This window comes from Brevibacillus invocatus (assembly GCF_003710915.1).
GTDB classification, from domain to species: Bacteria; Bacillota; Bacilli; order Brevibacillales; family Brevibacillaceae; genus Brevibacillus; species Brevibacillus invocatus.
In genome coordinates this window covers 1-455 of record NZ_RHHR01000074.1, presented here as the reverse complement: position 1 = coordinate 455, position 455 = coordinate 1, and the positions used below count along the sequence as shown (strand labels likewise).

The window sequence follows — 455 nt, the reverse complement described above, 5'->3', positions numbered from 1 at the left end:
CACTGGGTTTTTCATACCTATCTTTATCGTGCGAGATATCCACCGTCAATCACCAAAGGCGCACCGGTCATATACGAAGACTCATCTGATGCCAGGAACAAGATTCCGTTTGCGATTTCGGAGGGTTCCCCATACCTTCCCATCGGATGCGAGTCACCCGCGATTTTCCAGAACTGGTCCATCGTTACTGCGTTCTGGGTATGCTCTTCTGTGATCTGATTGGTGCGCGTGGCACCTGGGCAAATCGCATTCACGCGGATGCCCTCTGCTGCATAGCGGGTCGCCAACGATCGGGTCAATTGGAGCGCCCCTGCCTTCGTCAGGTTATACAGCACCGTGCTTTTGCCCATCATTTCCTGTCCGACAAAAGAAGAGATGGAGCCGAGGTTGACAATCGATCCCTTCTGCTGTTTTTGCATCTGAGGAATCACCGCTTTGCAGCAAAGGAACATGCT

At 52.3% G+C, this 455-nt stretch carries 1 protein-coding gene; it reads right to left on the bottom strand.

What is annotated here, in order from left to right; genetic code table 11:
- Positions 1-23 precede the first annotated feature (23 nt).
- Positions 24-455 (bottom strand): SDR family NAD(P)-dependent oxidoreductase (locus tag EDM52_RS23715; RefSeq protein ID WP_122911367.1); only part of this gene is annotated, 432 nt, incomplete at its 5' end.